The organism is Ruegeria sp. CL5, assembly GCF_056536485.1.
Genome location: NZ_JBQFPS010000007.1, coordinates 202,638 through 228,480, shown reverse-complemented (window position 1 = coordinate 228,480; position 25,843 = coordinate 202,638). Strand labels below are relative to the sequence as shown.

The window sequence follows — 25,843 nt, the reverse complement described above, 5'->3', positions numbered from 1 at the left end:
GCCAGAACGAGGGAACGCATGACCACCATTTTGTCCATCTGCGATTTGCGGAAATCCTATGCCGATGGTTTTGAGGCGCTGAAAGGCGTGTCTCTGGACATTGAAGAAGGTGAGATTCTTGCGCTGTTGGGTCCGAATGGTGCTGGTAAAACAACGCTGATTTCCACCGTTTGCGGCATTACTACTCCGACATCAGGATCGGTTACCGTGGGGGGGCATGACATCCAGACCGAGTTTCGCGCGGCGCGAAAGATGATAGGACTGGTGCCGCAGGAGATCGCGCTGGAGCCGTTCGAGAAGGTTTGGAATACTGTTCGCTTCTCACGAGGGCTGTTCGGCCACGGGTCTGACAATGCCCGGATCGAAGAGATTTTGCGCAAGCTGTCCCTTTGGGACAAGCGCCGCAATTCAATCAAGGAGTTATCTGGCGGCATGAAGCGCCGCGTATTGATTGCCAAGGCTCTGGCGCATGAGCCACGGGTGCTGTTTCTGGATGAACCCACCGCTGGCGTCGATGTCGAACTGCGTAAGGACATGTGGGAGATCGTGGCCGAGTTGAAACTGGCCGGTGTCACCATCATCCTGACCACCCACTATATCGAAGAAGCCGAGGCAATCGCCGACCGTGTCGGCGTCATCGATAAGGGTGAGCTTTTGCTGGTCCAGGATAAGGACACATTGATGGCGCAGATGGGTAAAAAACAGATCGAGGTCATGCTGACCGAGCCTGTATCGACCATTCCCGAAAGCTTGTCCGAGCATAACCTGACTTTGAATGGGGCCGGAGACTCGCTGATCTACACTTACGACACCCATGCCGATCGTACCGGGATCACCACTCTTCTCAATGATGTGGCGCAGGCTGGTCTGGTATTGCGCGACGTTCAGACCCGTCAGTCGAGCCTTGAAGAGATATTCGTTAACCTCGTATCCGGAGAGCCCGCATGAACTGGTCTGCAATTGCCGCAATCTACCGGTTCGAAATGGCCCGGTTTTTCCGTACGCTCGCACAGAGCTTTTTGTCGCCAGTGCTGTCGACCTCGCTTTACTTCGTGGTGTTTGGCACCGCGATCGGCAGTCGCATTCAAGAGATTGAGGGCGTTTCTTACGGCGCTTTCATTGTGCCGGGTCTCATCATGTTGTCTGTGGTGATGCTGTCGATCTCGAACGCATCTTTCGGCATATATTTCCCGAAGTTTCTGGGCACGATTTATGAGCTATTGTCGGCGCCGATCAATTTCATTGAGATTGTGATCGGATATGTGGGGGCAGCCGCAACCAAGGCGTTGTTCGTCGGCCTTGTCATTCTGGCCACCGCGACCTTCTTCGTCGATATACGCATAGAACACCCCTTTGCCATGGCGGCATTCCTAGTCCTGTCCTGTCTCAGCTTTTCGTTGCTGGGCTTTATCGTGGGTATCTGGGCCGGGAATTTTGAGCAGATGTCGCTGGTTCCTCAACTTGTCGTGACGCCCCTGATCTTTCTGGGCGGCACGTTCTACTCGATCTCGATGCTGCCGCCCCTCTGGCAAACGATCACACTGTTCAACCCTGTGGTCTATCTGATTTCAGGCTTTCGCTGGTCGTTCTACGGAATCGCCGATGTACCCATTTTCTGGAGCCTTCTGGCTATACTTGCGTTCACCGGAATCTGCCTTGCAATCATTGGCTGGATATTCAAAACCGGCTGGCGCATCCGTAGCTAGGGCGTTGCATTTTTGCCCATCAGGTGTGTGAAATTGGTTCACGTCGCGTTTATGGCGCTTCGGGTCTCTTGTTTACAGCCTCGGCGCCCTCTACATCGGCTTCCATGAAACTCAGCCTGCCCTTCCTGAAAAAGCAGCCCATGGTGGCCGTTGTTCGTCTGTCCGGTGCCATCGGAATGGCAGGGCGCGGGTCGATGAATGCCACCGCCTTGGCGCCGGTACTGGAAAAAGCTTTTCGCAAAGGTAAGCCTGCTGCCGTAGCACTTGAGGTCAATTCGCCGGGTGGATCGCCTGTTCAAAGCTCATTGATTGGTGCGCGTATCCGGCGGCTGGCGGAAGAGCTTGATATTCCGGTCTATGCCTTCGTCGAAGATGTGGCCGCCTCGGGCGGATACTGGCTGGCGGCTTCGGCAGATGAGATTTGGGCCGATGACAGTTCGGTTCTGGGATCAATAGGCGTGATTTCTTCTGGCTTCGGTGCGCATGTATTTCTGGCACGCCAGGGCTTTGAAAGACGTGTGCACACAGCGGGTCAGTCGAAATCGATGCTCGATCCGTTTGCCCCCGAAAAGAAAGACGACGTTGCACGGCTCAAAGTGCTGCTGGGCGATATCCACGAGAATTTCATTGATCACGTAAAGTCTCGCCGAGACGGCAAGCTGGATACCAGTGCTGATCTGTTCAATGGCGAGGTTTGGCTGGCGCGGCGTGCGCAAGAGTTGGGATTGATCGACGGGATTGCGCATCTGAAGCCTAAAATGCAGGAGAAGTTTGGCGATAAGGTCAAATTCCGCCGTTACGGACTGCGCAAACCGATCTGGTCCCGTTTTGGGGCGACGATTGCGCAGGATGCCTTTGCCGGGCTTGAGGAGCGTGCTGCCTACGCGCGTTTCGGGTTGTGACGTGATCATCAAAATAGTCTCACTGTTTCTGGTTGCCATGGGTGTTCTGGCGATGTTCGGAAAGCTCCGCTTTCCGGGTCACAAACGGTTGAGTTCTGCAAAATGTCCTCGTTGTGGGCGGTTTCGGATCGGTAAAGGCCCCTGTCCTTGTGAAACAGGAGGCCGTGGATGAGCGCGTGGCTGTTCTCTGGCCTTGGATTGCTGATCTTGCTGTTGGCAGGTGATGCGCTGGTCCGCGGGGCCGTGAACCTCAGCCTGCGATTGGGTGTGCCTGCGCTGATTGTCAGCCTTACGATCGTTGCCTTTGGCACCTCGGCACCTGAATTGTTGATCGCGATCAGTGCGATCAAAGAAAATGCGCCGGGGATAGCGCTGGGCAACGTTGTGGGGTCGAACACGGCGAATATTCTGTTGGTTCTGGGGCTTCCGGCGCTTTTGGCGACGTTGCACACAAGCGAATGTGACAGCAGAAAAAACTATATCTTCATGTTGCTCGCTTCGGTTCTGTTTATCGGGTTGGCATTTTGCGGGGTCTTTAACCTGCTCAGTGGGGCGATCTTACTGTCAGCTTTGGCTCTGGTTCTCGCCAATGCCTTTCGCGAGGCGCATGCCCACCGCAAGGCCTGTGGTGAAGCCTGTGCTGATGACGACGAGCTGGACGGTCTGGAGGAAGCAGACCCCGACATGCCTTATTGGAAAGTAGCAGTTTATTTGATCCTGGGCCTGATCGGTCTGCCAATGGGTGCCCATTTGTTGGTCGACAATGCTACCATCATCGCCCAGAGCTATGGCGTGAGCGAAACTGTGATCGGCCTGACCTTGATCGCGGTTGGCACATCCTTGCCGGAACTGGCGACTACGGTCATGGCGGCATTGCGTCGGCAGGCAGATGTGGCGCTGGGCAATGTCATCGGATCGAACATGTTCAATCTGCTGGCCATTGTCGGTATCGCAACCCTGTTTGGGCGTATCCCGGTTGATCCTGAGTTTCTACGCTTTGATCTCTGGGTGATGCTGGGTGCATCGCTTTTGCTGGTCCCGTTTGTTTTCTTCAAAAAGGACATTACGCGGGTCTGGGGTTTGGTCCTGACGCTACTTTATGTGATCTATGTGGTTAGCCTTCTGGCCTGATCAGACCTGGGGAGAGTGCCCATGACCCAAGCACTGGTGACCGGAGCGGGAAAACGTCTTGGCCGCGCCATGGCACTATACTTGGCGCGGCGCGGGATGGATGTGGCTGTGCATTACGCAAGTTCGGAACGGGAAGCGCTTGAAACAGTGAATGAAGTGCAGGCGCTGGGGCGAAAGTCAGTGGCTCTGCAGGCAGATCTGCTTGACGAAGCTCAGGTCAGTTCGTTGCTGCCCCGCTCGGTCGAGGCGCTTGGCGGGCCGATAACTTGCCTCGTCAACAATGCCTCGATCTTTGAATATGACAATATTCATACCGCTACGCGCAACAGCTGGGATCGCCACCTCGACAGCAACCTGCGCGCGCCATTTGTTCTGACGCAGGCCATGGCCGCACAGGGATTGCAGCCGACATTGGATGAACAGGGTGAGCCCCAGGCAGTGGGTCTGATCGTGAACATGGTGGACATGCGCGTACGCAAACTGACGCCCGAGTTCATGTCGTATACGATCGCCAAGATGGGTCTATGGACCCTGACCCGAACCGCAGCTCAGGCATTGACACCTGCGATCCGCGTAAACGCAATCGGCCCGGGACCGACGATGCAGGGTCATCGACAAAGCGAAAAGCACTTTAACGCTCAACGCCGGAACACGATTCTTGAACGCGGCGCGAATCCGGCAGATATCACTGCCGCGCTTGGCTATTTTCTGGATGCGCATTCGGTCACCGGTCAGCTTTTGTGCGTGGATGGCGGGCAGCATCTGGGCTGGCAGACACCGGATGTACTGGGCGTAGAATAGGTAAAACTGCGGTAAGTTTTGCACCGCTCTCATTTACGTTACATGCACGTTACAAAAATGTCTTAATTTTCATACACTTGTCTCACATTAGAAAAAGTATCGTTTGAAAACAAATAGTTAAAATACTGCCTATTTTTTGTGCAGATCAACGAATAGGCAATGATTCAAGGGAAAATCACGACGCCCCAAAAGTTATCTGCATACTTATCCACAGAAGTCGTGGATTTGTTTTCTCTTGATCTAATGGGCTCAAGATTGCAGCCATGGTCAGAGAATCATATCTCAGAGCCATGACAGCCAGCACCGACCCCGATTCATCAACACAAGCCACCGGCTATGCCTGCATTCAGCGCTATGTGAAAACGCTGGACAGCTCGCCGGGTGTTTACCGGATGCTGGATGCGGACAGTCGTGTTCTGTACGTGGGCAAAGCGCGCAACCTGAAGGCACGGGTGTCGAACTATACGCGACCCGGGCATTCGGGCCGGATCGAGAAGATGATTGCAGCGACTGCCTCGATGATGTTCCTGACTACGCGGACAGAGACCGAGGCACTGCTGCTGGAACAAAACCTGATCAAGCAGCTCAAGCCAAAATACAATGTGCTGCTGCGGGACGACAAAAGCTTTCCCAATATTTTGGTCGCCAAGGATCATGCCTTTCCGCAGATCAAGAAACATCGCGGGGCCAAGAAAGAAAAAGGCGCCTATTTCGGGCCATTCGCCAGTGCTGGAGCCGTAAACCGGACGCTGAACCAGTTGCAGAAAGCATTCCTGCTGCGGAATTGCTCTGACTCAATGTTTGATAGCCGCACGCGGCCTTGCTTGCTCTACCAGATCAAGCGTTGTTCTGGGCCATGTGTTGGGCTGATTTCCGATGCGGACTATCGTGAAAGCGTAAAGGACGCCGAACGGTTTCTATCTGGCAGATCCACCAAGGTGCAGGAAGATTTGGCCGATCAGATGATGGCCGCGTCCGAGGCGATGGAATTCGAGCGCGCCGCTGGTCTGCGCGACCGAATCCGGGCGCTGACGCAGGTGCAGACCAGCCAGGGCATCAACCCGCGCGGTGTGGCTGAGGCGGATGTGATCGGCCTGTATATGGACGGCGGGCAGGCCTGCGTACAGGTGTTCTTTATCCGCGCCAATCAAAACTGGGGGAATAAGGACTTCTATCCGCGCGTTGGTGCGGACGTGTCTCCGGCAGAGGTGATGGAGGCGTTCCTGGGGCAATTCTACGACAATAAGGAACCGCCGCGTCAGTTGATCCTGTCTGATGCAATCGAAAACGCCGATCTGATGCAACAGGCGCTAACCGAAAAAGCCGGCCGTAAGGTTGAAATCAATGTGCCCCAGCGTGGCGAGAAACAGGAATTGGTGGCCGGTGCCTTACGCAATGCGCGTGAATCACTGGCCCGACGGATGTCAGAAAGTGCCACGCAGGCCAAATTGCTGCGGGGTGTGGCCGAGGCATTTGATCTGGACGCACCGCCGAACCGGATCGAGGTTTACGATAACTCTCACATACAAGGAACTAACGCAGTAGGGGGCATGATCGTCGCAGGTCCTGAAGGGTTCATGAAGAGCGCTTACCGCAAGTTCAACATTCGTGGCGACGATCTGACCCCGGGTGATGATTTCGGCATGATGAAAGAGGTCCTGACCCGCCGTTTCACTCGCCTGCAAAAAGAAGACCCGGATCGAGATAAGGGACTATGGCCTGACCTGCTGTTGATAGATGGCGGAGCCGGACAGGTGAGTGCTGTGCACGAGATCATGCAGGTACATGGGGTCGAAGATATTCCAATGATCGGTGTCGCCAAAGGCGTGGATCGCGACCATGGCAAAGAAGAGTTTCATCGCATCGGCCAACGCCCCTTTGCCTTGAAACGCAATGACCCCGTATTGTACTTCGTCCAGCGCCTGAGGGACGAGGCCCACCGCTTTGCCATCGGGACGCACCGTGCGAAACGGGCCAAAGCGGTTGGTGCTACGCCCTTGGATGAAATTTCCGGTGTCGGAGCCGCACGCAAACGTGCTCTGTTGGCTCATTTTGGCAGCGCCAAAGCTGTAAGCCGAGCCAATTTGGCAGACCTAAAAGCTGTCGAAGGTATCTCAGCCGGGCTGGCGCAGAAAGTCTATGATTTCTTCCACGACAAGGGTTAGGCTTTTCGCCCGCGCCAGAGAATATAAAGACCGGAGGCCACGATCAGGGCGCTGCCAATCCACATTGTTTGATCCAATTGCTCTTTGAACAAGAATACACCCAGCCCGATCCCGAACAGAAGCCGGGAGTACCGAAAGGGCGTCACAGCTGAAACTTCGCCCGTCCGCATCGCTTTCATGAGTGACGCATAGGCCATCGTCCCGATCACCACTGCGGTCGCAATGTAGGCACCTGTGGTGCCCGTCATGGCTACCATCGGCGCGCCCTCGTAGAATCGATAGGCGATCCCAGCAACCACGACAGAGAGGAACCCGTAGAACCCCAGCACGTCTGCACCCAGTGTCGCGGGCGCGGCACGGCTCGCCAGATCGCGACCCGCAAATCCCAACATCCCAAACACCGCCAGAAGTGACAGCATCGTAAAACTATCGCCTGTTGGTCGGATGATGATGACGACACCGACCAGACCAATTGCAATCGCGCTCCAGCGTCGCCAGCCGACGGTTTCCCCAAAGAACAGCGCCGCACCAGCAACCACGACCAGCGGCGTGGCCTGCAAAATCACTGTCGCAGATGAGAGTGGCGTCAGAGCGATTGCCAGCAAATAGAACATCCGTCCTAGGATCTCGAAAAAGACGCGAATTTTCATGGGTCGAGACAAGACATCGGGATGGAATAACCTCCCGCCGCGTAGGGTTGTGACGCATGCAAAAATCATTGATCCGCCCGTGCCAAACAGAAGCAAAACCTGCCAGATCGGCAAGTCAGTCGATGCGCCTTTTAGCAGCGCGTCTTCGATCGCGAACAAAGCCATGGCGGCGATCATCCAGGCGCTACCGATCAGGTTCGACCGGGGGTCGGTTTGGATATGCGGTGTCATGTGGGGTTCAGGTGCTTTCAGGTCGGGCCATCCGCCAATCTGACTTCAATGTATTGCGATGCCAAGATGAATCTGAAGACTTCTCTACTGTTGCGACTCTGTGACGTGCCACGTGCCAAACGCTTGTGTACTGTGAGTTTTTCGCGACCTCATCTTTTATGTCCCGGGCCGGCGATGTAGGGTCCAAGCCATGAAATGGAACCTGCCGAATATTCTGACCGTCCTGCGCCTCGTGGCCGCGCCGGGTCTTGCCGTGATGTTTCTGTATTTCACGCGCCCCTATGCGGATTGGTTTGCGCTGATCCTGTTCCTGACTGCGGCCATCACTGATTGGTTCGACGGCTATCTTGCGCGGGCTTGGAAACAGGAAACCAAAATCGGGGCCATGCTGGACCCAATCGCTGATAAGGCTATGGTTGTGATCGCGTTGATGATCTTGGTGGGCTACTCGACCGAGCACTGGACGCCATGGCTGGTGCTGCCCGCAACGGTCATCCTGTTTCGTGAAGTCTTTGTTTCAGGTCTGCGGGAGTATCTGGGTGACGTGGCTGGGACGTTGAAGGTCACGAAACTGGCCAAGTGGAAAACGACGGCGCAGATGGTGGCAATCGCGATCCTGTTTTCGCAGGGCATATTCGAACACCACTTCGTGATGGCCACGTTCGGAATGGACGCCACGACCATCGATCAGGTGTTGACCGGGCAGGTGGAGGATCTGGGCCACGTGCGCTGGCATCTTGAAGGCATGTTCTGGTCTGGCCGTATTGGTCTGTGGCTGCTGTGGATCGCTGCGACGCTGACATTGATCACCGGCTATGACTACCTACGTAAAGCCATGCCCCACCTGAAGGAGAGCTAAGCAATGGACGTGCTGTATTTCGCCTGGGTGCGTGAACGCATCGGTCTGCCTAAAGAGAAAGTTCAGACCGAAGCTGCCACTGTGAACGATCTGGTCGCTGAACTCAGCGCACGCGAAGATCGCTATGCCGCTGCGTTCGCGGACCTCTCCGCGCTGCGTGTAGCGTTGGATCAAGAGCTTTCGGATTTTGACGCCTCATTGACCGGGGTGCGCGAGGTCGCCTTCTTCCCGCCCATGACGGGTGGCTAAGATGCGGATCGCTGTACAAGAGGCTCCGTTTGATCTGGGGGTCGAAGCCAATGCTTTTGCAGCCGGAGACGATGCCAATGGGGCCATCGTGACTTTCACCGGCGTAGTACGAGATCTGAGCGCTGGCGATCTGGATGTCATGGAGATTGAGCACTATCCCGGAATGACCGAACGTGCGCTGACCAAGATTGCGCAAGATGCAATGGATCGCTGGTCGCTTGGGGATGTTCTGGTGATTCACCGTCACGGGCGTCTTGCCCCGGGCGATCGGATCATGATGGTTGCCACTGCCGCGCCACATCGTAAGGATGCGTTTGAAGCGGCAGAGTTTCTGATGGACTACCTTAAATCCCGCGCGCCGTTCTGGAAGAAAGAAATCACCAAATCCGGCGCAGAATGGGTTGCTGCGAAGGACGAAGACGAAGACGCTTTGACCCGTTGGTAAATCGATCAGTCGGCGTTGTTGATCCGTCCGCGCAATTCTTCGGCTTCCTGCCGCGCAGCACGCAATCCCTCCATCGCAGCACTCAGTTCCGCTTCGGTCTGCGTTAGCTGGTTGGTCAATTCGGCCTCGCGCTGTTGCAGGTAAGTGATCGCCTGATCGCGCGTTTCCTCGGCCTCGTGTAACTCCTGGCTCATGCGATCCAGATCAGCCACGTCGCTTTGACGGACGCGCGACAGTCGATGTGCTAGCCAGTTCGCAAACCAGCCCATGCAAAAGGCAGCAAACAGGATGACAGCGGTGGCGATAACGAATTCGATTCTGTTCACTTTATTGGTCCTCTGAGCCTGCATTCTGGGCTTCGGCGTCCGGTGTTTCTGCTTCTACGGCTTCAAGCCCGGTCTCGGTATCTGGCACAGGTTCAGGCCGGATCAGATGAAACTTGATGCGGCGGTTTATTTCACGGCCTTCTTCGGTATCATTGTCCGCAATTGGCTGCGTCTCGCCATATCCGACCGCTGAAAAGCTTGAGGTCGGGACACGCCGACCACGTAGTTCGTTCAGGATAGATTGCGCACGCGCCTGGCTGAGTTGCTGGTTCATTTCCTCGCGACCCTGACTGTCAGTATGGCCCTGTATTTCCAATCGTATCGGGCCACATTCGCGCAGGATGTCCGCGATCTGATTCAACGCATCGCGCGAGTCGGAGGCGACTGTGGCCGACCCTGGTTCGAAGGCGATTTTACTATTGCTTTGAACTTCGGCGATCTGTTCTTCGCAAACCTCCGGATCTGGCAGCGAATCTTGAGGCGCTGGCGGTTCAACATAGGTGATCGACAGGTTGAAATCCTGAGCATCGCCCAGCTTGTCCGATAGCAATCCAGCGATCCGCGCCTTTGCATCGGGATCGTGGCTGACCCCTGTCAGCGAAACGTCGTCTGGCGTTACAGTCAATGCTCCGTTGTGTAGATGCGACAAGGCATCGAGCCCGGCCAGAACCCGAACGGGCCAATCGGTTGGCAGGTCCTGAACCACACGGGTGGCGGTGTAAACCTGCGTTGATCCAAAGGCGGCGCGGGCGAAACTGTCGGTCATGTCGCGTAAGGTCTCGTCACTGACACGGCCACGCAACTGCACCAGACCTTCAGGGCTGAGGGTGGCGTTGAATTCAATCGGTCCAGCGGGATCGTCGGGCTCGGGTTCAGGCAGTACTGCATGAAGGGCGAATACGTCGGGAAGCGCGTTTTCCAATTCCCCCACAACACGATCAAACAAGATGGGGCTGGTATCTTGGGCCGCTACCAACGTGATGTCGGCATCCGACATGGTGACCGACCCCTGTCCAATCTCGGCCAGTGCCAAGATGCTTAGCTGTGCAGCATTAGACCAGCGAGGCGAAGGAACCCCCAGCCCGATTGTACAGGAATATGGCCCGGTCAAACCAGCCTCGCGCGCGGTGGCGACGATCAGCTCCCGCGCGTCTTCACTCTGAGCAGAGCAGGCATCAAACTGTCCGCCGTTTTCATCTATCAGATAGCGGAGCGTAAACGGCGTGACAACGGGGCGGGGCGCCGAGATGGAAAGGCCGATTCGCAGTCCGGGCGGTGCGGCACGGCTCAGGTCTTGTTCCAGCCTGTCTTTCTCCTGCTGGCTATCGGCGATGGCGGTGATACGTACCAATCCAGGGCTGGCGGAAATCTTGGCACGGGGCAGGCCAGAAAGTGCCTCGATCGCATAATCTATGGCTTGATCCCATCCCTTGGGTTCGGCGTAGTCCGCGCTTTCCATCAGATCAGAAACGGATGAGTTCTGATCAAGTCGCTGCAACTTGTCGATCAGGTCGTCGCGATCCAAGCTCGCGGGCACGAGGCCGATGATTGTTATGCCGCTGTCATTGCGCAATATCTCGGCCGAAAAACGGGGCGGGGTCAGGTCGGCGGTGGGCGCGACCTCCATCTCATCGATTACTCGCGAGGTATCAACTTCTGTCCCGGCGGCGGTCAGTGCGTTGAACCGGGTAGCTTCATCCGGGGCAGTACCAGTCAATACAACACGCAACCCATCGGATTGGACCTCGGCCCAGTCATGGCCCTTGAGATTCAAAGCCCGGCGTACTGCAAACTCCGATGCGTCTTCTATCTTTGTCACTGCGTAGCTCGCCGCCACCAGAGACAGCACGGCGGTCACCGCAAAGATCAACGCAACAGCAAGAGCGTAAGGCATGCGCATAGGTGGGATCGAAACTCCTCGGGCGGTTTGTTCCGGACTCATACAGAGCCCATCACGGAGGTGCAATCAGAGCAAAAGGGCGACGCAGAGGAAGATCAGCGGAATCAAGCCGGTGTCGCGATTGGCCCGAAACAGTTGCAGCAATTTGGCGTTGTCTTCCGTGTCCAACCCCCTCAATTGCCAGGCAAGGTGCCATCCCATCGCCCAAGGCCCGCCAAGCGCAACGACCAATGCAAGGACCGACGCCACCGGCAATGCCGCATCGATAATCGCAAGTCCCATCAGACTGACCGTTCCTATCAGAAAATATTTGAGCCAACGCGCGGTATCGGTTCCGAACAGCCGCGCAGTGGATTTGATTCCGATCAGTTCGTCGTCCTCGGCATCCTGATGGGCATAGATCGTGTCATAAAACAGGGTCCAGGCAATGCCTGACAGATAGAGCATGATGGCGGGCCAGCCCACGGTGCCAGTATGCGCTGCCCATGCCAGCAATGCGCCCCAGTTAAAGGCCAACCCCAGAAAAATCTGTGGCCACCAAGTAAACCGTTTCGCAAATGGATAGATCGTGACGGGAAGCAACGATAATACACCCATGGCTATGGCGGCTTGGTTGAAAGTCAGAAGAATCGCTAGTGCCAACAAGCATTGCAACACCATCCAGAACACCGCCTGACGCACACTGACCTGACCCGATGGTATTGGGCGCGAGCGGGTACGCTCGACCTTTCCGTCGAACTCCCGATCGGTGATGTCATTCCACGTACAGCCCGCGCCGCGCATCAGGAAAGCTCCGATGGCGCAACCGATGGCGATCCAAAGATCCTCCCATCGGGGTTGCCCGTCGCTGAGGATGGCCAGTGCCAGACCCCACCAGCAGGGAATCAGCAACAACCATGTGCCAATAGGCCGATCAGCCCGGCTGAGCCGCAGGTAAGGGCGCGCAAAGGTGGGTGCGTACGTGTCGACCCAGTTGCCGGTCGCGGCATCAGCGACCTGACCGTCTGGTGTTGGGGCATTGCCTTGCATATGTAGGGTCTCATGACTGCGAAGATCAGACTGTATGTAGAGCACCCTTTAGGTCCGGGGCAATCGGTTCCTTTGACGCGCGAACAGGCCCATTACCTGTTCGGTGTCATGCGCTTGTCGGTTGGCAGGCAGGTTGCCCTGTTCAACGGGCAGGATGGAGAGTGGCTGTCCGATGTCGCCGAGGCGGGCAAACGCGGCGGCCTACTGACCTGTGCAGAGCAAACGAAGCCGCTGCAACTGCCGCCCGATCTGTGGCTGCTTTTTGCGCCGATTAAAAAGGCGCGGACCGATTTCATCGTTGAAAAAGCAGCTGAAATGGGCGCTGCGCGGATTATACCGGTACAGACAGGGTTCACCAATTCCGAGCGTATTCGGCAGGATCGGCTGCAAGCGCATGCGGTGGAAGCAGCGGAACAATGTGGCGGGACCTTCGTGCCAGAGGTCACTGAATTGCAGCGACTGGATCGCGTGCTTGATACATGGCCTGAAGATCGTCAGTTGATGTTCTGTGACGAGGCTGAGGTTGGCTCGGCCCTGCGATTGGCCGAAAACGAACCAGGTCAGCCATGGGCCATCCTCATTGGCCCAGAGGGTGGTTTTTCCGACCAAGAACGCAAGCGACTGAAGGCGTTGCCCTATGCTCATGTGGTCAGTCTCGGCCCCCGTATCCTGCGTGCCGATACGGCCGCTGTTGCTGCGATGACCATGTGGCAGCAGGCACTGGGGGATTGGTCTTGATGTGGCGGCCGGCACAGGAAACGGACCTGCCGGATATTGACGCATTTCTATCCCAGCACATCCAGACATCCATGTTTCCCTTGGCTAATCTGCGAGATTTCGGTCTGCGTAAAGCGCATCCCCGGTCTTTGAAAGCCTGGGTGCTTGGCGATCCGTTTCGCGCTGTCTTTGCCATCACAAACGAAGGCATGATCCTGTCACAATGTCCGAACTGTTCGGATGATGAGCTTGCTGAGGCCATAAGCCTGATCCGAGGGCACGCTCTGTTTGGCATTGCCTCAGAAGCCACGCAGGCGCGGCGGCTCATGCAGCTTGGTGGCTGGGAAGACCGACCCGCGACGCTTAACAGTGATGAGCCGGGGTTTTCGCTGGAGCTGGATCAGCTTCGTATGCCAGACGTTTCGGGCGCCCGTCTGGTTCCTCTGGGTGAAGTCGACAGGGCAATCACCGAGAATTGGCGGCGCGACTATCTGATCGAGGCCATGGATTTTGCTCCTGACAGGGCGAAAACAAGGGCAGGCGAAGATTTCGAAGCTTATTGTACGCGCGATTCCCACCGGGTTCTTCTGATCAACGATCGGCCCGTCGCCATGACAGGCTTCAATGCGCGCCTGCCCGAGATCGTACAGATCGGAGGGGTCTACACGCCCCCTGATTTGCGTGGCCGAGGTTATGCGCGTCTTGCTGTTGCATTGCATTTGACCGAGGCCCGGGGCGCTGGAGTTTCCCGTTCAGTTCTGTTTGCCGCTTCCGATTCCGCCGCGCGTGCTTATATGGCTATTGGGTTCCAACCAGCGGGCTATTTCTCGCTGATCTTGTTCACAAACCCGGAGGACACAGCATGAGTTTCATCCGACCAGAAGCCAAACTGGCCATGTGGCGCTGGCGCGAAGTGCTGGTTGCTGGATTTGTCCTGCTGCTGGGCCTGAGCTGGATCAACGGACCCGGTGGATTGCTGGGCTGGTTAGGTTGGATCCTGGTTGCCGTTTCGATTGCTCTGGCCGTGATCGGAGTGCAGCGCGCGCGCTTTCGCACCGGTGCAGGCGGTCCGGGCGTTGTGACCATCGACGAGGGCCAGATCACCTATCTTGGTCCTTTAGATGGCGGCATCGTTGCTGCTCGTGAAATCGAACGACTTGCGCTGGACCCGACCGCGCGCCCGGCTCTTTGGGTTCTGGATCAGCCGGGGCAACCGACCCTTCACATTCCGGTGAACGCCGAAGGAGCTGAGGCTCTGTTTGATGTGTTTTCGAACCTGCCAGGGTTGAAAACTGAACAAATGCTATCGGAACTCAACGGTGGTTCAGCGCATCCTGTCGTGATTTGGGAGCGCACGCCCTCGCGCCCGGCTCATCTCAGGCTGCATTGACACTGACGCGGTTTGCGCTCAGGACTGACCTTCAAGACAGACACATCAGGATCGGAGCACGGTTCACATGTCCATCCCCCAGTCCGGCGGCGGACCGATCGAACGCCATGAGCAACTGGCCGAATATCTGGAATCGGGCTGCAAGCCCAAGGATGATTGGCGTATTGGCACCGAGCATGAGAAGTTCGGATATTGTAAAGACACGCTGAAACCGCTGCCGTTTGAAGGCAAACGGTCCATCGTGGCTGTGCTGGAAGGCCTGCGCGACCGTCATGGTTGGGCCGAGGTGCGCGAAGCCGGGCATCTGATAGGGCTTGAGAAGGATGGTGCGAACGTCAGCTTGGAGCCGGGTGGCGCGTTGGAGCTGTCGGGTGCCCCGCTTGAGACGATCCATGAGACCTGCGATGAGGTGAATATCCACCTGCGTGAGGTGAAGGATATAGCTGATGAGATCGGCGTAGGATTTATCGGTTTGGGTGCCGCCCCGATCTGGACTCATGACGAGATGCCGTTGATGCCCAAGGGCCGTTACCGGCTGATGAACGATTACATGGAAAAAGTCGGCACCATGGGCCGCGCGATGATGCGGCGCACTTGCACGGTTCAGGTCAATATCGACTTCGGGTCCGAGGCAGACATGGTGCAGAAACTGCGTGTCGCGCTGGCATTGCAGCCGGTAGCCACTGCGCTGTTCGCGAACTCTCCGTTTTTTGAGGGCAAGGTGAACGGCCAGAAAAGTTGGCGCAGCTATATCTGGCGGCATCTCGACGATGCACGGACGGGCATGCTGCCCTTTGTATTCGAAGAGGGCTTCGGGTTCGAACGCTATGTACAATATGCGCTCGATGTACCGATGTATTTCGTCTATCGCGACGGGCAATATATCAACGCGCTGGGCATGTCATTCCGCGACTTCCTGCAGGGCAAACTGCCTGCACTGCCCGGTGAGACGCCGACTCTGTCCGATTGGGCAGATCACCTGACCACGGCCTTCCCCGAAGCGCGGATCAAGAAATTCATGGAGATGCGCGGAGCCGATGGCGGCCCATGGCGTCGCCTATGCGCTCTGCCGGCCTTCTGGGTGGGTCTGACCTATGACCAAACCACACTGGATGCCGCTTTGGATCTGGTCAAAGGCTGGGATGCCGAGACGCGCGAAGCGCTACGGGTTGGGGCTGCCAAGGATGGTCTGCAGGCGCAGGTTGGCAACATCAACATGCATGATTTGGCGCGCGAAGTGGTCTCGATTGCCGAGGCTGGTCTGGCGTCCCGCGCGCGCCCCGGTGCGGGCGGTCTGGTTCAGGACGAGACGCATTTCCTGAACGCGCTCAAGGACAGCATCGATACGGGCAAGGTTCCGGCTGATGAGTTGCTGGATCACTACAATGGCGACTGGAATGGCGACCTGACCCGGATTTATCCCGAATACAGCTATTGATCCCCACCGTCCCGCTTGCATTCGCGGGGCGGGGCCGATAGCAGGTTGGCGACCAAATTCAGAGGGCGTCATGGACGATCTTAAGGCAAAATATCTGGGCCAAATCGCCGATGCGGGCGATGAAAACGCACTTGAGGCGATCCGCGTCGCTGCAGTGGGAAAAAAAGGCGAGGTCGCGCTGAAGATGCGCGAGCTGGGCAAGATGACCCCCGAAGAGCGTCAGGTCGCAGGCCCCGCGCTGAACGCTCTGAAGGATGAGATCAACTCGGCCCTCTCTGCAAAGAAAGCCGCTCTGGCCGACGCTGCGCTGGATGAGCGTCTGCGCACCGAATGGCTGGACGTCACCCTGCCGACCCGCGCGCGTGGTCACGGCTCAATCCACCCGGTCAGCCAGGCGACTGAAGAACTGACCGCGATCTTTGCCGAACTGGGTTTCTCGGTGGCCGAAGGGCCGCGGATCGAGACCGACTGGCACAATTTCGACGCCCTGAACATCCCCGGCCACCACCCCGCACGGGCCGAGATGGACACGTTCTACATGCACCGCGCCGAAGGCGACAATCGCCCGCCGCATGTGCTGCGCACCCATACCTCTCCGGTTCAGATTCGCTCGATGGAGCTGCAGGGCGCGCCGATCCGCGTGATCTGCCCGGGCGGCGTCTACCGCGCCGATTATGACCAGACCCACACGCCGATGTTCCATCAGGTCGAGGGGCTGGCCATCGACAAGGACATCTCGATGGCGAACCTGAAATGGGTTCTGGAAGAATTCGTGAAAGCGTTCTTCGAGGTCGACGATGTCGAACTGCGCTTCCGCGCCTCGCACTTCCCCTTTACCGAGCCGTCGGCCGAGGTCGATATCCGCTGTTCCTGGGACAACGGTCAGCTGAAGATCGGCGAGGGCGACGACTGGATGGAGATTCTGGGTTCCGGCATGGTCCACCCCAAGGTCATCGCCGCCGGTGGTATCGACCCCGACGTCTATCAGGGTTTTGCCTTTGGCATCGGCATCGACCGTCTGGCGATGTTGAAATACGGCATTCCTGACCTGCGGGCGTTCTTTGATTCCGACCTGCGCTGGCTGCGCCACTACGGGTTCGCGGCGCTGGATATGCCGAACCTGCATGGTGGTTTGTCGCGGTGAGCAAACGCGATCCATTTCTGCAGCGCGTGTTTGACTTATTTCAGCACCGACTGAATTTTCTTTGGCTCCGAGAAGATAGTCTTGAAACCGACGAATTCAAAGGTCGTTTGAAAGAAGAAGCAAAGCTCAGCGGGATATCAAAAACCCAAGCAGCGCTCGCATACGTTCAGCGTATCGAAAACAAAGCTACATCGTTGTTGCAGCATGTTTCGATGATGATTGCTCTGACGGGGATCTATTTCGTATTTAGTGATAGTTCGCTCTTGCTACGCGCGATGTTGACGTTCGAGATATTGGGGTACATTTGGGCCGCGCTTTGCTGTTTACGTTGTCTGCTCGAAGTCTCCTCCAAGGAATGGATCGAAGTGGGTTTTGAACACCTTAATGAGGCTTACGCACTGGAAGGTTACAAGAGAGAACTGATCTATAGGCATGCGATGCAACTGCTTGTTTTCTTGACAATTTGTTTTGCCTTTATTGTGTTACTTCATTCAGCTTTGCATTTGATATGAGCTTCGAACCAGCGGTCTGGCGACAGCGCGGCTTGGGAATTTGATCGGATGTAGGGTGGGCTTCAGCCCACCATAGGCCGGTTGGTGGGGTGAAACCCCACCCTACACCAATATGTTATGTGACAGTGCGGCAGACGTCGCTAGGCTCCGGCCTATGATCTATCGACTGCTTTTTCTTCTGCTGACCGCGACTCCGACCCTTGCGATGGGGCCGTGGAAATCTGACTGCCACGGCGATACCGCCTGTGAGATCGGCGACCGTTCTTACCACGTGCTGGAACCTGATGGCTGGGATGGCGAAACGCCTTTGCCGGTGCTGCTGCATTTCCACGGCTGGGCGCGGCAGGGCGATGTGGTCGTGAACCATGAACGCATCGCCGGGGCGACCAAGCTGCGCGATGTGCTGCTGGTGGCTCCGAACGGGTTGGGCAAAAGCTGGAACTTCTGGACTGCTGATACCGCAGACGTGCCGTTCGCTGATCGGGTGCTTGAGGATGTGGCCAAACACTATCCCGTTGATCCTGACCGCATCTATGTCTCGGGCTATTCCTATGGCGGCGCAATGGCGTGGCGCTATGTCTGCCAGTCGGGCAATGATATCGCCGCGCTGCTGGCCGTTGCGGGATCAATCCGCCAGACCGAGGACTGCCCGGAAGCCCCGCGCGAGGTGCGCCATGTACATGGGCTGGACGATACGGTGATGGATTTTCCGCTTGGGCCAGACGGGGATACGACCTATCCGGTGGCGCTGTGGAAGGCCAAGTTCGACTGCAACGGCGCGACCCCGCGCGGGGATTGGAGCGTGAAGCCGTTTCTGACACTCAGCCGGATAGAGTGGACCGATTGCGCGCAGGGGCAGGTCACGCTGGATACGCATCCGGGCGGGCATTTCATTCCTCACGGCTGGATCGGCTGGCAGTTGGACGAGCTTTTGGGCCGAACGCCAACTTATCCATAACCGTTGACTTCGCTGCCGCAGCGCGATCACTTGCCAGAGCACAATCATAGGAGACGACTCGTGAAACCGCTTCTGCTGGGTGCACTGATCCTTGCCGCCACTAATGTCCAGGCAAAGGATACATACCCGCCGGTTGAATTGCTGTTGCAGACCGATACCTCGATCATCGGCGAGCCACTGGAATATCCGACAGGGCAGGCTGAAATCACTATGGCGATCGTCACCATGCAACCGGGACAGCAGACAGGCGACCACCGTCATGATGCACCGTTGGCGGCCTATGTTCTTGAGGGCGAGATCACCGTTGACTATGGCGACGCTGGTACGCGTGTCTACAGAACCGGGGATGCCTTTGTCGAAGCCTTCCGCTCGACCCATGCAGGGGTGAATACGGGTAGCGGGATCGCGCGTATTCTGGCTGTATTTGCCGGGTCGGACGCTGTTTCGAACACGGTTGCCGAAGACTAGGCCAACGGCCTCTTTCCCCTGTGTACAATATCCGCTACATGCGGTCTGACCCGAGATTTACTGGCGGATGACGACCGATGAAATTCACTCTTTCCTGGCTGAAAGACCACCTCGATACTGACGCTTCGGTGGATGAGATTGCCGAGGCGCTGACCGACCTCGGACTTGAGGTCGAAGATATCGTCAATCCGGCGGACCGGCTGGCGGGCTTTACGCTGGGCCATGTGAAACATGCCGAGAAACACCCCGACGCCGACAAGCTTCGAGTTTGTACGGTTGAGACCGACGAGGGCGACCTGCAGATCATCTGTGGCGCACCCAACGCGCGCGAAGGCATCACTGTCGTCGTGTGTAAGCCGGGCATGTATATCCCCGGTCTGGATATCACCATCAGCGTTGGCAAGATTCGAGGTGTCGAAAGCTTTGGCATGATGGCGTCCGAACGCGAGCTGGAGCTGTCGGAAGAGCATGACGGAATTATCGAGCTGCCTTCGGGCAAGGTCGGTGACAAGTTTATCGACTGGCTGGCCGAGAACGAGCCGTCGAAGGTTGACCCGATGATCGAGATTGCGATCACGCCAAACCGCCCGGATGCGCTGGGTGTTGAGGGGATTGCGCGCGATCTGGCTGCGCGTGGCTTGGGCACGCTGAAGGTGCGCGACTATGTGCCGGTGCCGGGTGATTTCGAAAGCCCGATCAAGGTGTCGATCGACGAGGATACGCTGGACGGCGCACCGCATTTCACCGGTCGGCTTATCAAGGGTGTCAAGAACGGTCCTAGCCCGCAATGGCTGCAGGATCAGCTGAAGGCGATTGGTCTGCGTCCGATCTCGGCTCTGGTGGATATCACCAACTATATGACCTTCGATCACAACCGCCCGCTGCACGTATTCGATGCCGACAAGGTGCAGGGTAACCTACGCGTTCACCGTGCCAACGGTGGCGAGAAGTTGGTTGCTCTGGATGAGAAGGAATACACACTACAGCCCGGCATGATGGTGATTTCGGACGACAAAGGCCCGGAATCAATCGCCGGTATCATGGGCGGTGAGGAAACCGGCTGCACCGAGGAGACGGTGAACGTCTTCCTTGAAAGCGCGTTCTGGGACCATGTGCAGATCGCCCTGACGGGCCGTGCGCTGAAAATCAATTCGGATGCGCGCTATCGCTTCGAACGTGGGGTCGACCCGGAATACACCCGCGAAGGGTTGGAGCACGCGACGCAGATGATCCTGGATATCTGCGGCGGTGAAGCCTCGAACGTGGTTGAGGCGGGCAATGCGCCGAACCACGCGCGGGCCTACAAGCTGGATGCGGCGCGAGTGCAGTCTCTGGTCGGGATGGAAATTCCGGAAAGCGAGCAGCGGCAGACCCTGACCCGTTTGGGCTTCCGTCTGGATGGAGAGATGGCGCACGTGCCCAGCTGGCGACCCGACATCATGGGGGAAGCTGATCTGGTGGAAGAGGTTGCGCGGATTGCTTCGCTGACCAAGCTGCAGGGTATTCCTCTGCCACGCACCACGGCGGGTATCCCCAAACCGGTCATGACGCCGACGCAGCGCCGCCAGTCGATGGCGCGACGGACCTGTGCCGCGCTGGGGTATAATGAATGTGTATCCTACACCTTCATAGATCAGGCCTCGGCCGCGCTGTTTGGCGGTGGTGACGCGGCAACTATGCTGGAAAACCCGATCTCGTCCGAGATGAGCCATATGCGCCCTGATCTGCTGCCCGGTCTGCTGCAGGCGGCGGCGCGCAATCAGGCGCGGGGTTACGCAGATCTGGCTCTGTTCGAGGTCGGTCCGGTGTTCCACGATGGCGAGCCGGGGGATCAGCAGACGCAAATCACCGGCCTGTTGGTTGGGCGCAGCGGCCCCAAGGATGTGCACGGAGCGTCCCGCCCGGTTGACCTGTTCGATGCGAAGGCCAACGCCGAGGCGGTGCTGGCTGCCATTGGCGCACCCGCGAAGGTTCAAGTTCTGCGCGGTGGAGATGCCTGGTGGCATCCAGGTCGACACGGCAAGATTTGCCTTGGCCCGAAAAAGGTTCTGGGTGTCTTTGGTGAGTTGCACCCTCGCGTCTTGCAGGCCATGGACATCAAGGGTCCGGCAATGGCGTTCACCATTTGGCCAGATCAGGTTCCGATGCCGCGTAAATCCGGAGCAACCCGTTCCGCCTTGGAACTGCGTGACCTGCAGGCGGTTGAGCGTGACTTTGCGTTTGTCGTTGATGCCAATATCGAGGCGTTAACGCTGGTGAATGCAGCTGCAGGGGCCGACAAGGCACTGATTGAAGACGTTCGGGTGTTTGACGAGTTCATCGGGGGTAGCCTTGGTGAAGGGAAGAAATCCCTGGCCATTACCGTTCGGCTGCAGCCATCTGACTCGACCCTCAAGGAAAAGGACATCGAAGAGGTCAGTGCAAAGATCGTCGAGAAAGTGGCGAAAGCGACTGGTGGCGTGCTGCGCGGCTGAGGATGTTTCCACCCAGGGTGGGACATATATGATATCACGAAGGGGCGGGCGCGCCCCTTTTTTGCGGGAGGAATAGGTCATGTTAAAAGTTTATCTTTCGGGTGAGATTCACACGGATTGGCGGGAACAGATTATCGCAGGTGCCGAGGGGCTGGACATAGAGTTTAGTAGCCCAGTGACAGATCATGATGCGTCGGATGATTGTGGCGTCGCGATTTTGGGGGCAGAGCCAAACAAGTATTGGCATGACCACAAGGGTGCGATGGTGAACGCGATCCGAACCCGCAAGGGGATTTCAGACGCTGATGTGGTCGTTGTACGCTTCGGGGACAAATACAAGCAGTGGAATGCAGCCTTTGACGCCGGTTATGCGGCGGCCTTGGGCAAATCGATCATCGTGTTACACGGACCCGATCATCAACACGCTTTGAAAGAGGTGGACGCGGCCGCGCTGGCGGTGGCGGAAGAGCCCGCGCAGGTTGTCGAGATTTTGCGTTACGTCGAGACAGGCCGATTGCCAGGCTAAAGGGCCCAAGGGCGTGCGGCACTTTGGCGCCGCCGCCCTGTGGTTCAAGTTAATCCCGAGGCGGGATGGTCAGGCCCTTCTGAACTGCAGGCCTTTCCAGAAAACGGTCTAGATAGGCCGCTACATTGCTGTAGTTGTCCCAACCGAGGACCTCTTTGACGCCATAATAGTCGAGACCACGTAGCCAGGGTGCGATGGCTATGTCCGCGATCGAATAGTCTCCGGCGATCCAATCCTGGCCGTTCAGCTGTGTTTCCAGGACGTTCAACAAGCGCTTGCCCTCGGTCACATAGCGTTCGCGGGGGCGGGGGTCTTCGATCTCGCTACCAGCGAATTTGTGGAAATACCCCAGCTGACCGAACATCGGCCCAACGCCGCCCATCTGGAACATCAGCCATTGGGTGACTAAATGTTTGTCCGCCTTGCTCTGCCCCAGCAGCATGCCGCTTTTCTCGCCCAGATACAGCAGGATCGCTCCGCTTTCGAAAAGCCCCATCGGGACCCCATCGGGCCCGTTCGGATCAATGAGAGCCGGGATCTTGTTATTGGGATTTAGCGATAGAAATTCGGGACTTTTGACATCTGCATCTGCCAGCGTAACCAGATGTGCCTCGTAGGGCAGTCCGGTTTCCTCCAGCATGATCGACGCTTTGACCCCGTTGGGCGTTGCATAGGAATAAAGTTGGATGCGATCAGGAAATTGCGGTGGCCATTTGGCCATGATCGGGAATGAGGTGGTGTCCAGCATGATATGCTCCTGCAACAGGGTTATAGGTCTCAATGTGGTGGCATGAGCGCAGATTGTCAGGTGTTTGAGTGTGCAGGACCGGACAGTGACTGTTTGCTGGGGAACAGCAGGGGGAAAACTCGGAAATCCCGCACCTAGACCTGAGCGCAAAATTAGCCCAGACTTTTTAGCAATCCCGCGCCAAAGGCGCGGGTTTGCTGTTGGCGCAAAGGAGAAACGTGTGGAAGATGTCGTAACACAGGTGGGCGCATTTGGTCCGCTGATCATGAGCGCGATCAAAGCGTTGATCGTTCTGGTATTGGGTTGGATCGTCGCCGGAGCCATAAGTGGTCTGGTGCGGCGGCGGATCAACGCGACACCGCATATCGACCCGACTTTGGGGAATTTTGTTGCGAGCCTGGTGAAATGGGTGCTGCTGGCGATTGTCTTTGTCGCCGTACTGGGCATTTTCGGTATCGAGGCGACCAGCATCGTAGCTATTCTGGGTGCCGCATCCCTGGCCATCGGTTTGGCGCTGCAGGGAACACTCAGCGATTTGGCCGCGGGCGTGATGCTGGTGGTGTTCCGACCTTATAAGTTGGGCCAGTATGTCGATATTGGTGGCACAGCAGGTACTGTGAAAGACCTGAACCTGTTCACGACCGAGCTTGTGACGCCGGATAACGTACAGATCATCGTGCCAAACGGTCAGGCTTGGGGTTCGGTGATCACAAACTACTCCGCCCATGACACGCGCCGGGTCGATCTGGTGTTCGGCATCGACTATGGCGACAGCGCGGATGAGGCGATGAACATCATTCTGGATGTGGCCAAGGCCGACAGTCGTATCATGGCTGATCCTGAGCCTTGGGTGCGGGTGACAAACCTTGGAGACAGCTCGGTTGATCTGACAACGCGCCTGTGGTGTGCAGCGGCTGACTATTGGGATGTGAAGTTCGAACTTACCAAAGCGATCAAAGAAGCGTTTGATGCCAAGGGCGTATCGATCCCGTATCCGCATTCGGTGGAGATTCACAAAGAAGCGTAAGCCTCCCGCCCGTCGATCGGGTATTGAAATGCCTTCCTTCGGTTGGTCCAGGCACCGCGCCAAAGCGCGGTGCCTTTTTTTGCGCGACCGTTGGGCCAGAAAACAACAGCGCCGCGCTTTTGGCGCGGCGCCAGGCCCAAGTCTGTAAAGCGTCCTTTGGAAAAGGACGCTTTCAGAGGTGGAAGTGCTCTTAGTTCAGCAGAGTTGTCGGATCGACAGAGTCGATGTTGAGGGCGGTGCCTACCGCTTCGTAAGTCAGCTTGCCGGCGTGGACGTTCAGACCTGCCAGCAGGTGTGCGTCGTCCTTGCAGGCCTGCTTCCAGCCCTTGCTTGCCAGCGACAGCATGAACGGCATGGTTGCGTTGCCCAGTGCGATAGTTGAGGTTCGGGCAACCGCGCCGGGCATGTTGGCGACGCAGTAGTGCATGATGCCGTCAACTTCGTAAACCGGATCTGCGTGGGTGGTGGCTTTCGAGGTTTCGAAGCAGCCGCCCTGGTCAATCGCAACGTCTACCAGAGCCGCGCCGGGCTTCATGGTCGACAGCTGTTCGCGCGAGATCAGCTTCGGAGCTGCTGCACCCGGGATCAGAACCGCACCGATGACAAGGTCGGCATCCTGAATCAGCTCGGCTGTCGCACCGGCAGTCGAATACTGGTTCTTGAAAGTTCCGCCGAACACATCGTCCAGATAACGCAGGCGCGGCAACGAGCGGTCCAGCACGGTTACATCTGCGCCCATACCCGCCGCGATTTTGGCGGCGTGAGTACCGACAACACCGCCACCAATGACGATTACCTTTGCAGGGCCAACACCCGGAACGCCGCCCATCAGAACGCCGCGGCCACCGTTGGCCTTCTGCAAAGTCCAGGACCCGACTTGCGGTGCCAAACGACCGGCAACTTCCGACATCGGGGCCAGCAGAGGCAGGCCGCCATTTGAGTCAGTAACAGTCTCATAGGCAATCGCAGTACAGCCGGATTCCAGCAGGTCGTGGGTCTGATCTGGGTCGGGTGCCAGGTGCAGATAGGTGAACAGCAACTGACCTTCGCGCAGCATTTTACGCTCGACCGCCTGAGGTTCCTTGACCTTGACGATCATGTCGGCGGTGGCGAACACCTCTTCTGCAGTGTCGACGATTCGAGCTCCTGCCGCGACGTAGGCATCATTGTCAAAGCCCGAGCCCATCCCGGCACCTGTTTCAATGATGACTTCGTGACCACGGGCCACAGCCTCGCCAGCCGCGTTCGGGGTCATCCCGACGCGGAACTCCTGGGGTTTGATTTCCTTGGGGCAGCCGATTTTCATGTGAGACTCCATTCATAAACTGCCTAAATTATGGGCATTATGCTGTGCAATTTTTGTGAAACCCTGCTTGCCAAATGGTAGAATTGTAGGAAAATATCCGAAGATAGTTAAATACTACGCAATGGATGTGCGCCGATGATGATAGATGCGACCGATCGAAAGATTCTGGCAGCCCTTCAGCGCAAAGGTCGGATGTCTAATTCAGAGCTATCCGAACAGGCCAACCTGTCACCATCGGCGTGCCACCGCCGTGTTCAACGGCTTGAGGCAGAAGGTTATATCAAAGATTACGTCGCATTGCTGGATGCACGTAAAATGAATGTGCCAACAACTGTGTTTGTCGAGATTACTTTGCAGGGACAAGCGGAAGAGGTGCTTGAATCCTTCGAAAAGGCGGTAGCCAGAATTCCCGATGTACTAGAATGTCATCTGATGGCCGGAACAGCGGATTATATTCTGAAGGTGGTTGCTGAAAATACCGAAGATTTCGCGCGCATACATCGGCAGTACTTGTCTCGCTTGCCCGGCGTGGCGCAGATGCAAAGCTCTTTTGCTTTGCGCACGGTTTTCAAAACGGCGGCCCTGCCAGTTTGAACTCTTCCGCACCCGATGGCCGCGTTTCATCCTGACCGCTTGTATCTGCCTTCAGACCGGTTCAAAATCTATAGTTCTGACCATAAGTGAAACATTGGCAATGCGCGCTGACATCCGATGGTTACACTGGCCCTGTACGGTCCGAAC

27 protein-coding genes are annotated in these 25,843 nt (G+C 57.1%); 21 read left to right on the top strand and 6 right to left on the bottom strand.

Annotation, left to right across the window (positions count from 1 at the left end):
- Positions 1 to 18 precede the first annotated feature (18 nt).
- The 6 genes from ACR0IU_RS14000 (at position 19) to uvrC (ending at position 6,705) form a co-directional block, all read left to right on the top strand.
- Entirely contained in the window at positions 19 to 948 is a 930-nt protein-coding gene (locus ACR0IU_RS14000; RefSeq protein WP_480716666.1) for an ABC transporter ATP-binding protein, read from the top strand.
- On the top strand, positions 945 to 1,706 hold the full coding sequence (locus ACR0IU_RS13995; protein WP_480716665.1) for an ABC transporter permease: 762 nt from the start codon (positions 945 to 947) through the stop codon (positions 1,704 to 1,706). The genes ACR0IU_RS14000 and ACR0IU_RS13995 overlap by 4 nt, the downstream gene beginning before the upstream one ends.
- A 104-nt stretch (positions 1,707 to 1,810) precedes the next feature.
- Positions 1,811 to 2,608, top strand: a complete 798-nt coding sequence (locus ACR0IU_RS13990) for a S49 family peptidase (RefSeq protein ID WP_029622261.1) — start codon at positions 1,811 to 1,813, stop codon at positions 2,606 to 2,608.
- Positions 2,609 to 2,776: 168 nt separating this feature from the next.
- Positions 2,777 to 3,739, top strand: a complete 963-nt coding sequence (locus ACR0IU_RS13985; protein ID WP_480716664.1) for a calcium/sodium antiporter — start codon at positions 2,777 to 2,779, stop codon at positions 3,737 to 3,739.
- A 21-nt stretch (positions 3,740 to 3,760) separates the two neighbouring features.
- Positions 3,761 to 4,540 carry an SDR family oxidoreductase gene (locus tag ACR0IU_RS13980; RefSeq protein ID WP_480716663.1) on the top strand — a complete coding sequence of 260 codons (780 nt, stop codon included), beginning with the start codon at positions 3,761 to 3,763 and terminating at the stop codon, positions 4,538 to 4,540.
- 290 nt (positions 4,541 to 4,830) lie between these two features.
- Entirely contained in the window at positions 4,831 to 6,705 is a 1,875-nt protein-coding gene (gene uvrC, locus ACR0IU_RS13975; protein WP_480716690.1) for an excinuclease ABC subunit UvrC, read from the top strand.
- On the opposite strand, the gene ACR0IU_RS13970 is transcribed toward uvrC, so the two are convergent.
- Positions 6,702 to 7,586, bottom strand: coding sequence for a DMT family transporter (locus ACR0IU_RS13970; protein WP_480716662.1), 885 nt, complete (start codon positions 7,584 to 7,586; stop codon positions 6,702 to 6,704). The two genes, uvrC and ACR0IU_RS13970, sit on opposite strands and share 4 nt — an antisense overlap.
- A gap of 190 nt (positions 7,587 to 7,776) precedes the next feature.
- On the opposite strand from ACR0IU_RS13970, the gene pgsA reads away from it, so the two are divergent.
- Genes pgsA through ACR0IU_RS13955 form a run of 3 tightly spaced genes read left to right on the top strand, consistent with a single transcriptional unit; the run spans position 7,777 to position 9,139 of the window.
- Positions 7,777 to 8,445 carry a CDP-diacylglycerol--glycerol-3-phosphate 3-phosphatidyltransferase gene (pgsA, locus tag ACR0IU_RS13965; protein WP_170544821.1) on the top strand — a complete coding sequence of 223 codons (669 nt, stop codon included), beginning with the start codon at positions 7,777 to 7,779 and terminating at the stop codon, positions 8,443 to 8,445.
- Positions 8,446 to 8,448: 3 nt separating this feature from the next.
- Positions 8,449 to 8,694 (top strand): molybdopterin converting factor subunit 1, encoded by a 246-nt coding sequence (gene moaD, locus ACR0IU_RS13960; RefSeq protein ID WP_170474018.1) that lies wholly within the window; start codon positions 8,449 to 8,451, stop codon positions 8,692 to 8,694.
- Position 8,695: 1 nt separating this feature from the next.
- Positions 8,696 to 9,139, top strand: a complete 444-nt coding sequence (locus ACR0IU_RS13955; protein ID WP_480716661.1) for a molybdenum cofactor biosynthesis protein MoaE — start codon at positions 8,696 to 8,698, stop codon at positions 9,137 to 9,139.
- 5 nt (positions 9,140 to 9,144) lie between these two features.
- Here ACR0IU_RS13955 and ACR0IU_RS13950 read toward each other — a convergent pair whose 3' ends face one another.
- From ACR0IU_RS13950 to ubiA, 3 genes are all read right to left on the bottom strand, one after another.
- A complete protein-coding gene (locus tag ACR0IU_RS13950) occupies positions 9,145 to 9,465 on the bottom strand; it encodes a hypothetical protein (RefSeq protein ID WP_170781298.1) in 321 nt (106 codons plus the stop codon).
- Between the two features lies 1 nt (position 9,466).
- A complete protein-coding gene (locus ACR0IU_RS13945; protein WP_480716689.1) occupies positions 9,467 to 11,365 on the bottom strand; it encodes an OmpA family protein in 1,899 nt (632 codons plus the stop codon).
- Between the two features lie 66 nt (positions 11,366 to 11,431).
- Positions 11,432 to 12,394, bottom strand: coding sequence for a 4-hydroxybenzoate octaprenyltransferase (gene ubiA / locus ACR0IU_RS13940; RefSeq protein ID WP_170474024.1), 963 nt, complete (start codon positions 12,392 to 12,394; stop codon positions 11,432 to 11,434).
- A gap of 12 nt (positions 12,395 to 12,406) precedes the next feature.
- Here ubiA and ACR0IU_RS13935 point away from each other — a divergent pair, with 12 nt between their 5' ends.
- The 10 genes from ACR0IU_RS13935 to ACR0IU_RS13890 all read left to right on the top strand — a co-directional run bounded on the left by ACR0IU_RS13935 (position 12,407) and on the right by ACR0IU_RS13890 (position 22,021).
- The gene (locus ACR0IU_RS13935; RefSeq protein WP_480716660.1) at positions 12,407 to 13,132 is read left to right on the top strand and encodes a 16S rRNA (uracil(1498)-N(3))-methyltransferase; all 726 of its coding nucleotides are present in this window, start codon (positions 12,407 to 12,409) and stop codon (positions 13,130 to 13,132) included.
- Positions 13,132 to 13,977, top strand: coding sequence for a GNAT family N-acetyltransferase (locus tag ACR0IU_RS13930; protein WP_480716659.1), 846 nt, complete (start codon positions 13,132 to 13,134; stop codon positions 13,975 to 13,977). Before ACR0IU_RS13935 ends, ACR0IU_RS13930 begins: the two co-directional genes overlap by 1 nt.
- Complete coding sequence (locus ACR0IU_RS13925) at positions 13,974 to 14,501, top strand: hypothetical protein (RefSeq protein WP_480716658.1); 528 nt, start codon at positions 13,974 to 13,976, stop codon at positions 14,499 to 14,501. The genes ACR0IU_RS13930 and ACR0IU_RS13925 overlap by 4 nt, the downstream gene beginning before the upstream one ends.
- 67 nt (positions 14,502 to 14,568) lie before the next feature.
- On the top strand, positions 14,569 to 15,939 hold the full coding sequence (locus ACR0IU_RS13920) for a glutamate--cysteine ligase (RefSeq protein ID WP_480716657.1): 1,371 nt from the start codon (positions 14,569 to 14,571) through the stop codon (positions 15,937 to 15,939).
- 70 nt (positions 15,940 to 16,009) lie between these two features.
- Entirely contained in the window at positions 16,010 to 17,083 is a 1,074-nt protein-coding gene (pheS, locus tag ACR0IU_RS13915) for a phenylalanine--tRNA ligase subunit alpha (protein WP_480716656.1), read from the top strand.
- Positions 17,080 to 17,595 carry a hypothetical protein gene (locus tag ACR0IU_RS13910; RefSeq protein WP_480716655.1) on the top strand — a complete coding sequence of 172 codons (516 nt, stop codon included), beginning with the start codon at positions 17,080 to 17,082 and terminating at the stop codon, positions 17,593 to 17,595. The genes pheS and ACR0IU_RS13910 overlap by 4 nt, the downstream gene beginning before the upstream one ends.
- Positions 17,596 to 17,749: 154 nt before the next feature.
- Positions 17,750 to 18,553 (top strand): CE1 family esterase, encoded by an 804-nt coding sequence (locus tag ACR0IU_RS13905; RefSeq protein ID WP_480716654.1) that lies wholly within the window; start codon positions 17,750 to 17,752, stop codon positions 18,551 to 18,553.
- Between the two features lie 60 nt (positions 18,554 to 18,613).
- Entirely contained in the window at positions 18,614 to 19,021 is a 408-nt protein-coding gene (locus ACR0IU_RS13900) for a cupin domain-containing protein (protein WP_170781290.1), read from the top strand.
- 77 nt (positions 19,022 to 19,098) lie between these two features.
- Complete coding sequence (gene pheT, locus ACR0IU_RS13895; RefSeq protein ID WP_480716653.1) at positions 19,099 to 21,495, top strand: phenylalanine--tRNA ligase subunit beta; 2,397 nt, start codon at positions 19,099 to 19,101, stop codon at positions 21,493 to 21,495.
- A 79-nt stretch (positions 21,496 to 21,574) separates the two neighbouring features.
- On the top strand, positions 21,575 to 22,021 hold the full coding sequence (locus ACR0IU_RS13890) for a YtoQ family protein (protein WP_170781289.1): 447 nt from the start codon (positions 21,575 to 21,577) through the stop codon (positions 22,019 to 22,021).
- 49 nt (positions 22,022 to 22,070) lie between these two features.
- Here the strand turns inward: ACR0IU_RS13890 and ACR0IU_RS13885 are convergent, their stop codons facing one another.
- The gene (locus ACR0IU_RS13885; RefSeq protein WP_480716652.1) at positions 22,071 to 22,769 is read right to left on the bottom strand and encodes a glutathione S-transferase family protein; all 699 of its coding nucleotides are present in this window, start codon (positions 22,767 to 22,769) and stop codon (positions 22,071 to 22,073) included.
- Between the two features lie 220 nt (positions 22,770 to 22,989).
- On the opposite strand from ACR0IU_RS13885, the gene ACR0IU_RS13880 reads away from it, so the two are divergent.
- A complete protein-coding gene (locus ACR0IU_RS13880; RefSeq protein ID WP_480716651.1) occupies positions 22,990 to 23,796 on the top strand; it encodes a mechanosensitive ion channel family protein in 807 nt (268 codons plus the stop codon).
- Between the two features lie 190 nt (positions 23,797 to 23,986).
- Here ACR0IU_RS13880 and ald read toward each other — a convergent pair whose 3' ends face one another.
- Positions 23,987 to 25,102 (bottom strand): alanine dehydrogenase, encoded by a 1,116-nt coding sequence (gene ald / locus ACR0IU_RS13875; RefSeq protein ID WP_170597235.1) that lies wholly within the window; start codon positions 25,100 to 25,102, stop codon positions 23,987 to 23,989.
- 135 nt (positions 25,103 to 25,237) lie between these two features.
- Between ald and ACR0IU_RS13870 the strand changes: the two genes are divergently transcribed.
- A complete protein-coding gene (locus ACR0IU_RS13870) occupies positions 25,238 to 25,696 on the top strand; it encodes an Lrp/AsnC family transcriptional regulator (RefSeq protein WP_480716650.1) in 459 nt (152 codons plus the stop codon).
- Positions 25,697 to 25,843: the final 147 nt, after the last annotated feature.

Excerpts from the sequence above, each read along its gene's own strand:
- ACR0IU_RS14000 (WP_480716666.1), top strand. The coding sequence starts at position 19 with ATGACCACCATTTTGTCCATCTGCGATTTGCGGAAATCCTATGCCGAT.
- ACR0IU_RS13995 (WP_480716665.1), top strand. The coding sequence starts at position 945 with ATGAACTGGTCTGCAATTGCCGCAATCTACCGGTTCGAAATGGCCCGG.
- ACR0IU_RS13990 (WP_029622261.1), top strand. The coding sequence starts at position 1,811 with ATGAAACTCAGCCTGCCCTTCCTGAAAAAGCAGCCCATGGTGGCCGTT.
- ACR0IU_RS13985 (WP_480716664.1), top strand. The coding sequence starts at position 2,777 with ATGAGCGCGTGGCTGTTCTCTGGCCTTGGATTGCTGATCTTGCTGTTG.
- ACR0IU_RS13980 (WP_480716663.1), top strand. The coding sequence starts at position 3,761 with ATGACCCAAGCACTGGTGACCGGAGCGGGAAAACGTCTTGGCCGCGCC.
- uvrC (WP_480716690.1), top strand. The coding sequence starts at position 4,831 with ATGACAGCCAGCACCGACCCCGATTCATCAACACAAGCCACCGGCTAT.
- ACR0IU_RS13970 (WP_480716662.1), bottom strand. The coding sequence starts at position 7,586 with ATGACACCGCATATCCAAACCGACCCCCGGTCGAACCTGATCGGTAGC.
- pgsA (WP_170544821.1), top strand. The coding sequence starts at position 7,777 with ATGAAATGGAACCTGCCGAATATTCTGACCGTCCTGCGCCTCGTGGCC.
- moaD (WP_170474018.1), top strand. The coding sequence starts at position 8,449 with ATGGACGTGCTGTATTTCGCCTGGGTGCGTGAACGCATCGGTCTGCCT.
- ACR0IU_RS13955 (WP_480716661.1), top strand. The coding sequence starts at position 8,696 with ATGCGGATCGCTGTACAAGAGGCTCCGTTTGATCTGGGGGTCGAAGCC.
- ACR0IU_RS13945 (WP_480716689.1), bottom strand. The coding sequence starts at position 11,365 with ATGCGCATGCCTTACGCTCTTGCTGTTGCGTTGATCTTTGCGGTGACC.
- ubiA (WP_170474024.1), bottom strand. The coding sequence starts at position 12,394 with ATGCAAGGCAATGCCCCAACACCAGACGGTCAGGTCGCTGATGCCGCG.
- ACR0IU_RS13935 (WP_480716660.1), top strand. The coding sequence starts at position 12,407 with ATGACTGCGAAGATCAGACTGTATGTAGAGCACCCTTTAGGTCCGGGG.
- ACR0IU_RS13930 (WP_480716659.1), top strand. The coding sequence starts at position 13,132 with ATGTGGCGGCCGGCACAGGAAACGGACCTGCCGGATATTGACGCATTT.
- ACR0IU_RS13925 (WP_480716658.1), top strand. The coding sequence starts at position 13,974 with ATGAGTTTCATCCGACCAGAAGCCAAACTGGCCATGTGGCGCTGGCGC.
- ACR0IU_RS13920 (WP_480716657.1), top strand. The coding sequence starts at position 14,569 with ATGTCCATCCCCCAGTCCGGCGGCGGACCGATCGAACGCCATGAGCAA.
- pheS (WP_480716656.1), top strand. The coding sequence starts at position 16,010 with ATGGACGATCTTAAGGCAAAATATCTGGGCCAAATCGCCGATGCGGGC.
- ACR0IU_RS13905 (WP_480716654.1), top strand. The coding sequence starts at position 17,750 with ATGATCTATCGACTGCTTTTTCTTCTGCTGACCGCGACTCCGACCCTT.
- pheT (WP_480716653.1), top strand. The coding sequence starts at position 19,099 with ATGAAATTCACTCTTTCCTGGCTGAAAGACCACCTCGATACTGACGCT.
- ACR0IU_RS13890 (WP_170781289.1), top strand. The coding sequence starts at position 21,575 with ATGTTAAAAGTTTATCTTTCGGGTGAGATTCACACGGATTGGCGGGAA.
- ACR0IU_RS13885 (WP_480716652.1), bottom strand. The coding sequence starts at position 22,769 with ATGCTGGACACCACCTCATTCCCGATCATGGCCAAATGGCCACCGCAA.
- ald (WP_170597235.1), bottom strand. The coding sequence starts at position 25,102 with ATGAAAATCGGCTGCCCCAAGGAAATCAAACCCCAGGAGTTCCGCGTC.
- ACR0IU_RS13870 (WP_480716650.1), top strand. The coding sequence starts at position 25,238 with ATGATGATAGATGCGACCGATCGAAAGATTCTGGCAGCCCTTCAGCGC.